The 6,931-nt window shown below is 68.1% G+C and carries 9 protein-coding genes and 1 pseudogene; 5 read left to right on the plus strand and 5 right to left on the minus strand.

Annotation, left to right across the window (positions count from 1 at the left end; genetic code table 11):
- Positions 1-348 (plus strand): pyridoxine 5'-phosphate oxidase C-terminal domain-containing protein (locus ACFE67_RS13190; RefSeq protein ID WP_375407336.1); only part of this gene is annotated, 348 nt, incomplete at its 5' end.
- 168 nt (positions 349-516) lie between these two features.
- Positions 517-879, plus strand: coding sequence for a PRC-barrel domain-containing protein (locus ACFE67_RS13195; RefSeq protein ID WP_375407337.1), 363 nt, complete (start codon positions 517-519; stop codon positions 877-879).
- Between the two features lie 398 nt (positions 880-1,277).
- Here ACFE67_RS13195 and ACFE67_RS13200 read toward each other — a convergent pair whose 3' ends face one another.
- Both ACFE67_RS13200 and ACFE67_RS13205 read right to left on the minus strand, forming a co-directional pair.
- Positions 1,278-1,844, minus strand: a complete 567-nt coding sequence (locus ACFE67_RS13200; protein ID WP_375407338.1) for a manganese efflux pump MntP family protein — start codon at positions 1,842-1,844, stop codon at positions 1,278-1,280.
- Positions 1,845-2,060: 216 nt separating this feature from the next.
- Positions 2,061-2,483 (minus strand): MarR family winged helix-turn-helix transcriptional regulator, encoded by a 423-nt coding sequence (locus tag ACFE67_RS13205; protein ID WP_375407339.1) that lies wholly within the window; start codon positions 2,481-2,483, stop codon positions 2,061-2,063.
- Between the two features lie 94 nt (positions 2,484-2,577).
- Here ACFE67_RS13205 and ACFE67_RS13210 point away from each other — a divergent pair, with 94 nt between their 5' ends.
- The 3 genes from ACFE67_RS13210 to ACFE67_RS13220 all read left to right on the plus strand — a co-directional run bounded on the left by ACFE67_RS13210 (position 2,578) and on the right by ACFE67_RS13220 (position 4,748).
- Positions 2,578-3,786: an MFS transporter gene (locus tag ACFE67_RS13210; protein WP_375407340.1), complete on the plus strand. Its 1,209-nt coding sequence runs from the start codon at positions 2,578-2,580 to the stop codon at positions 3,784-3,786.
- A 104-nt stretch (positions 3,787-3,890) separates the two neighbouring features.
- The gene (locus ACFE67_RS13215; RefSeq protein WP_375407341.1) at positions 3,891-4,355 is read left to right on the plus strand and encodes a phage tail protein; all 465 of its coding nucleotides are present in this window, start codon (positions 3,891-3,893) and stop codon (positions 4,353-4,355) included.
- Between the two features lie 105 nt (positions 4,356-4,460).
- On the plus strand, positions 4,461-4,748 hold the full coding sequence (locus tag ACFE67_RS13220) for a hypothetical protein (protein ID WP_375407342.1): 288 nt from the start codon (positions 4,461-4,463) through the stop codon (positions 4,746-4,748).
- Between the two features lie 779 nt (positions 4,749-5,527).
- Here the strand turns inward: ACFE67_RS13220 and ACFE67_RS13225 are convergent.
- From ACFE67_RS13225 to ACFE67_RS13235, 3 genes and pseudogenes are all read right to left on the minus strand, one after another.
- Positions 5,528-5,851 (minus strand): hypothetical protein, encoded by a 324-nt coding sequence (locus ACFE67_RS13225; RefSeq protein WP_375407343.1) that lies wholly within the window; start codon positions 5,849-5,851, stop codon positions 5,528-5,530.
- Between the two features lie 322 nt (positions 5,852-6,173).
- Entirely contained in the window at positions 6,174-6,455 is a 282-nt protein-coding gene (locus tag ACFE67_RS13230) for a DUF4913 domain-containing protein (protein ID WP_375407344.1), read from the minus strand.
- A pseudogene (locus ACFE67_RS13235) lies at positions 6,448-6,931 on the minus strand (hypothetical protein); the annotation flags it as partial. The gene ACFE67_RS13230 and the pseudogene ACFE67_RS13235, both read right to left, overlap by 8 nt.

The raw sequence follows: 6,931 nt of genomic DNA on the forward strand, positions 1-6,931 counted from the left end.
TACTGGCCGTCCCTGGCCAGGTCCGTCCGGATCCGCGGTCCCGTCGCGCCCGACAGCGACGAGGTCGCTGCCGCCGACTTCGGCGAGCGGAGTCTCAGCGCACGAGCGATCGCGCTCTCGGGGCGGCAGAGCGCGACGCTGGAGGACCCCTCCCGGCTCGATCAGGACATCGCCGAGGCTCGCCGGCAGCTCGATCGACACCCCGACCTCGTCGACGAGGCCTGGCGCAGGTACTGGCTCACGGCCGGCAGCGTCGAGTTCTGGCAGGGACTCAGCGACCGGAAGCACCGTCGGCTGCGGTACGACCGCGGGGACGGTCGCTGGGATCGTCAGCGCCTCCGCCCATGACCACCGTGCCGACGCGAGCCTCAGGCGGAGTCAGCGCCTCCGGCCGGGGAGGTCCCCGCACCCACCCGACCCGGGGCTTGAGGAGCCGAACGCAGGCAGGGGTGGAACGATGAGCCGCCGCACCGAGCTGCCGCACCGAGCTGCCGCACCGAGCACGAGGAGGACCCCATGGCCGACTTCCCGGCTGAGAACATCCGCGATTGGCGCGACCACGACGTCGTCGACAGCGCCGGTGACAAGATCGGCTCGCTGGAAGCGGTCTACTTCGACACCGCGACGGACTCCGCGACGTTCGCGACCGTTCAGATCGGCCTGCCCGGCCGACGCCGGCTCGTCTTCGCGCCGCTCTTCGGCGCCGTCGTCGCACCGAAGTACCTGAAGCTGCAGGTCGAGAAGAAGGCCGTCAAGGACGCGCCGTCGATCGATACGGACGGTGAGCTGACGAGCGAAGCCGAGCCGGCGATCTTCGAGCACTACGGATTGCCGTACTCGCTCGGTGTCAACGGCGAGCGCCGACTCGGTCGCCGCTGAGGACACGATTGTCGGCGACTTCGCATAAAGGCGTTGTTCAATACCTTTTCTCAACGTCGAGGAGTTGTTGATGTCCGAAAGAAATATCGATCACACCGTTGTCGACAACAGGGTCACCGCCCTCAGCGATATCCACGATATCCGCGCACTGACCACCACCGGCAGGATCACGTTGCCTCCGCGACGGCCCCTGACCAGGACCGGTGACGGCCGGTCCGACGACTAGCCGTCGGCGCCACGGCGAGCACCTCGCGGAACCGACCGGCGGTCGCACGGCCACGATCCCCACACGCGATTCGCTTCGGCTGCTGGCCGGCACGCCGGGAGGGCGAACGGCACCGGGCACGCCCGTGCGCGGTCCTTCCCCGGGCCGGTCCCTCCGGGCTCTCGCCGTGCGGTCACCAGACGCCGAGGTGCTCGAGGAGCACCTGCACGCCGATGAAGATCAGCACGATCCCGCCGGCGAGCTCGGCGGGCTTCTTGAAGCGGGCGCCGACCCGCTGGCCGATGAACACCGCCGCCACCGAGAGCACGAGGGTCGTCACACCGACGAGCCCGACCGCCAGCCAGATGTTCACGTCGAGGAAGGCGAAGGAGATCCCGACCGCGAGCGCGTCGACGCTCGTCGCGAACGACAGGACGACGAGCCGACGCAGGTCGAGGCCGTAGGCCCCGGAGTCGTTCTGAACCGGGGCGGTCATGGCCTCCCAGACCATCCTGCCGCCGATGATCACCAGGAGCACGAAGGCGACCCAGTGATCGACGGCGGTGATGTAGCCGGCGAAGAGCGTGCCGATCGACCAGCCGATCAGCGGCATGACCACCTGGAAGACCGCGAAGGCGCCCGCGATGACGACGGCGTTGCGGAGCACGCGCCGCCGCATGCGGAGCCCCTGGGTCAGAGCGACCGCGAACGCGTCGGCGGAGACACCGAAGGCGATCAGGAGGAGGGCGGGCAGCGACATGCGCGAGTCCTTCGAAGCGGTGCCGGCCCGGTGAGCGCTCCGACACTGATGGTGTCGAAGGTCTCGCTCGCCCGCTTCCGGGTGGTGCACCGGACGGGTTCGGACCCGTCAGCATGTCGATGCACCGCTCGCGCTCAGGCGCTGGGAGCTACTCCCCTTCGCGATCGAGGATAACCGCCCGCGGCCGTCAGGCGCGCGCCATCGGGGACGGCAGCGTCATGCCTCCGAGCGGACGGCGCGGGCCAGGAGCGCCTCCAGCCGGCGCAGCTCGTCCTCGCTCAGCGCTGCGAGGGGGCTCACCTCGGAGGCCGTCCGCACGACGTCGTCGCGGACGCGTCGCCCCTCCTCCGTCAGCAGGATGACGCGCGATCGGCGGTCGGAGGGATCGACGACGCGCTCCACCCAGCCGCGCTCGGTGAGCTGGTCGGTGAGGAACGTGAGGTTGGGCGCGTTGCAGCACAGCCGCTCCGCCATCACCTTCATCGAGGGCGGCGGCTCGGCGGGATCGACCGCCCACAGCGCCTGGAAGGTCGGCAGGGTCAGGCCGTGCCGTGCGAGGGCCACGCCGATCCGATCGTTCGTGCGCATCCAGATCTCGTGGGTCGCCGAGACGACGGCGGTGAGCTCGGGACCCGACATGGCTGCAGCGTACCGATGATTCGAGGCTCGAACGATCCTGGTATGGTCTCCCCGTCATGATGCGAAGCGAAGGCGGATCCGCACGATGACGGCCATGTCCTCTGCGGGGGCCCTCTCCGAACGCCGCGGCTGGGTCGCGGTGCTCTCCGTCGCACTCGGCTCGTTCGTGCTGGTGCTGTCCGAGTTCCTGCCGATCGGCCTGCTGCCCTCGATCGCCGACGACCTGCAGATCAGCGTCGGCACCGCCGGGCTCCTGGTGTTCGCGACCGGCCTCACCGGAGCGATCGGCGCCCCGGTGGTCACGGTCTGCACGGCGCGCGTCGACCGGCGAATCGTGCTCTGGTCGCTGACCGCGCTGCTCGTCGTGGCCGACGTGCTCGGCGCGTTCGCCCCGAACCTCGGCGTGCTGCTCGTCGCGCGGATGCTGCTCGGGCTCGCGATCGGCGGGTTCTGGTCGATCGGTGCCGGGATCGGCAGTCGCCTGGTGCGGGAGAGCGCTGTCATCCGCGCAGCCTCCTTCATCACCGCGGGCGTCTCCGTCGCGACGGTCGTGAGCCTGCCGCTCGGCGCGTTCGTCTCCGCCATCGCGACCTGGCGCACCGCGTTCCTCATCGGCGCCGGCCTGGGCGCGATCGCGCTCGTCCTGCAGCTGCTGCTGCTGCCCCGCATCCCTGCGATCCAGGAGGTGCGGTTCTCGACGCTCGGTCACCTGCTCACGATCCCGCGGGCGCGCATCGGGCTGATCGCCACGGCGCTCACGTTCATCGCGCAGTTCTCCGCGTACACCTACGTCGCGCCCTACCTGCAGCAGCTCGTACGGATCTCCCCGACGACGATCACCGTCGCCCTGCTCGCGTTCGGCGTCGCCGGCATCGTCGGCAACTTCACGGCGGGCGTGACGCTCGGCCGCAGCGTGACCGGCACGCTCGCGGTGACGAAGGTCGTGCTCGCGCTCTCGGTCGTCTCGCTGCCGCTGCTCGCGTGGTCGCTGCCGGGAGTCTTCGCCCTGCTCGTGATCTGGGGTTTCGTCTGGGGAGCCCTGCCGCTCGGCCTGCAGATGTGGATGTCGCAGGCCGCACCGGACGTCTCCGACGGCAGCTTGGCGCTGTTCGTCACGACGATCCAGCTGGCCATCTCGGCCGGCTCGGTCGTCGGCGCGCTCGGCGTCAGCACGGTGGGCATCGCGTTCGACTTCTACCTCGCCGGAGGTATCGCGCTCGCGGCCCTGCTCGTGCTGCTGTCGCTCGGGCAGCAGGCGCGGCCGATCGTCGCGGCCGAGCGCGGGCTACCCGACGCCGGCTGACCTCCCTCGTCATCGCGCTGGCACATCGAGATCGATCCGCGGCGCGTCCCGGGCAGTACCCTCCAGCAGGAACCGCCAGAACCCACCCAACCGGAGGTGACCCGATGTCCCACGTCGTCGATTTCGTGGAGGTGTCGACCGCCGGCCTCGAGTCGTCGCCGGTAGCGGCCGCGCTCGCCGGTCTGCGCGCGAACGAGGCCCGGTACTACAAGAACAAGTACGACCACGTCTTCACCGTCGAGCCGGCGGACGAAGCAGCGGAGACCGTCGAGTGGGTCCACGGGATCCTGGCGGAGGAGCGTGACATCGTCATCGCCTCCCCGGCGCTCGAGGCGACCGCGTTCGAGGTCGCGGGCATGCGCATGGCCTACGTGTTCTACGAGAGCGGCCTCGCCATCAATGTCCTGTACACGATCGAGGACACGGGCAAGCGGGCCGTCGGCTTCAAGCTCTCCGACGGCATGGAGGTGCCGGAGGAGCTGGCCTCGCGATTCAAGTTCGCGCGGCAGAAGTCGAAGCTCGCGGGCACGATCCGGGGCTCGTACTTCACCATCAAGCGCGAGCACTGAGACCAGGACCTGACCACCCCTGACCCGCTCTGAAGGAGACGAATCCGCCCTCATGAAGGGGCTCTTTCCCGAGGTGGTGTCGGACCCCCGTGATCGGATACGGGTGTGCATGAAGCAGCTGATCTCACCGCCGCACTCGCGGCCGTGAGAGCGGTCGCGCCCCGGTTCCTGACCGCCTCCGACACGGAGTTCCTCGCCGACCTGGAGCTGGTGGAGCGGATCGGGCGGGTCGTCGACAGCCTCCGTGCGACGGGTGCTGCGGAGGCGGAGCACCGGTCGCGGAAGACCCTCGGGCAGGAGTCCCTCGCGTTCCGGTTCGGTGCCCGCGAAAAAATTGGGGATCCGCCTAGTTCGGCTCGGAGGACAGGTCGCTTGGCGGCGCGAGCAGATTGAGGTGGCACTCCACCGCCGCCTCTACGGGCAAGGAAGCATCCGTGTGGCTCCAGTGCGCAAGGCCGTTGACGATGAGACCTTGGAAGCCGCAGGGGCCTCGGCGAGGACGGTGCACAAGCAGGTGCCGCCCTCTCAGTCCGCATCTCGTGAAGCGCCTCTCAGCGGGCGATCTTGCGCGGCGAACTGATCTCGTGTCATCGGCGATAAGGGGTCTCGCGGGTACCCTCCACTCGATAGAGAGGGGAGCTCCTCAAAGTGGAGCGATTCAAGGCCTTCCGCGGAAGTGGCGAATGTCATGACTCGGTCGCCGACTAGAGCGTATCCAGAACTGATCACATCCGAAAACGGCATGATCTCAACGAGAGTCTCGATTCCCGCAATGAGTACTCGCTCCCGAACACGAGGGAGCGTTGCGGCGAGATGCACAAGGTCTGTAGGGCCTCGGGTCTCTAAAGGGTCGGCATGCGCTGCTCGCCGGGCCGCGGCGAGCCTAAGAGCTTCAATGCGCTGGTCAACGGCGCCTGAATCTCCCCTGAGGCGCGTAGCAACGAGCGTCTGGACGGGCTCGCCAGCCGTTGTCAGGCCAAGCGAGACCGACTCGGCCGGCTGACCAATCAATCCCTGCCAGTCTGCGACCCACCGCTCTTCGCGTCTGCCTGATGAGGAATCTTCGAAATGTGCCTCGAAGAGACCAAATGCTGGCGGGACGTACCACGGAGCCGTCACGCTGGCCTCCTCTCGCAGCTTTACGGTCAGATGTACGCTGCTAGCATGGTAAATCACGCCCTATAATTGCCCGAGCAATAGGTGAGATTCTCGGCTTCGTTAAGGATGTAGACCGTAAAAGTCTGCGCGGTCTTCTTGTACGCGGTGAAGGGGTAGTTCATACCGCTTGTAGGGCTCGCGTTGTACCCACCGTGCTCCTTGCCGTTGTCCTCGTAAGCATAGGAGATTCCGTACTTACCGGCGGGGATGAAAGCATTGAGGCCAGTACCGACGACGCGGACGGAGGAGCCGGTGCGTGTCACCTGGACGTGGTCACCGCACGACGGCGCAGGTACATTCGGCGCAACCGCCGCGCCGCCCGTCAGGGCGACGACCATGAGCGACGCACCTATAGCGGCGACCGGTAGGTTTAGGTTGCGCATTATGCCTCTTTCTGCAGAAGGCTTGCCATCGACTCATCAAGCGTTTGTCCTAGCCTCGCCGAGTGCAAGCCCTTCCCGGCGTGTCGCGATCATCAGTTTTTCAGTGCGCCTCGGGTCGCCCGTCCATCGACGCTTAGGCGCAGCTGTCCGGCGGGAAGAGACCGCGAGGCGGTGGTGTGTACGGCAATGGTTCTCCGGGCAAGGTCTCGTCGCTCGAGGCGGCGAAGCAGCCATCGGCGGCGAAGAGGGCGAGCATCTACGGGTCGGCGTGGTTGATCTACCAGATGCTGATGCCGAGTCCGGGGTCGCGCCGGCTTGCTTCCCAGCCGCGCCAGAGTGCTTCGATGCGCTGACGGGCTTCGTCGTAGTTCCACCAGTCGGCTCGCCAGCGGCCGGTGCCGGTGCCTTTCGGGGAGACGCGGCGGCGATAGGTGAACCGCCAGTACCGGCGGAACCACTCGTCTGCGGACCCGTAGTAGGTGCTGACCGCTCGGGTTGAGGCCGGTTGCTCAAGGTTGAACGGCTCGGGGTCGCCGAAAGCGTCCTCCCCGTCACTCATCCGGCGCGACCCGACGCAGTGCGGACGCGGGTGGAATCGCCGGCGGCACTGCGGCGGGCTCTGTAGTTGGGGCCTTCGTGATCCGGTCCGCGGAGTCGAGGGCGGTGATGGAGGCGGTGATCCGGTCCCTGGTCGACTTGGGACCGCGGTACCAGGGAACTGTTTGGAGGAGGGCTGCGCGGGTGCCGGTGGTGAGCAGGACGGCCCTTCCGCGGGGGAGGGCGGCGAGTTCGTCGACGCCGAGGATGCGTTCGCGCTTCAGCGCGGTGGAGGTGGAGCGGACGCCCTTGTTGAGACTGGCGGTGGTGGTCTCGCGGTCGTAGTCGCCGATGAGTTTGGCCAGGTTCTGCAGGGGGTCGACGGGGTGGACGGGGAACCGCGGTCGCGGGCGCAGCAGGACTACGACACCGCCACCGAAGCATGGCGCCTCGCCACCCGCGCCGAGCAGGACGGGTACGCGGGTCACCCGGTCACCC

The sequence above is a fragment of the uncultured Amnibacterium sp. genome, from assembly GCF_964244015.1.
Classification (GTDB): Bacteria; Actinomycetota; Actinomycetes; order Actinomycetales; family Microbacteriaceae; genus Amnibacterium.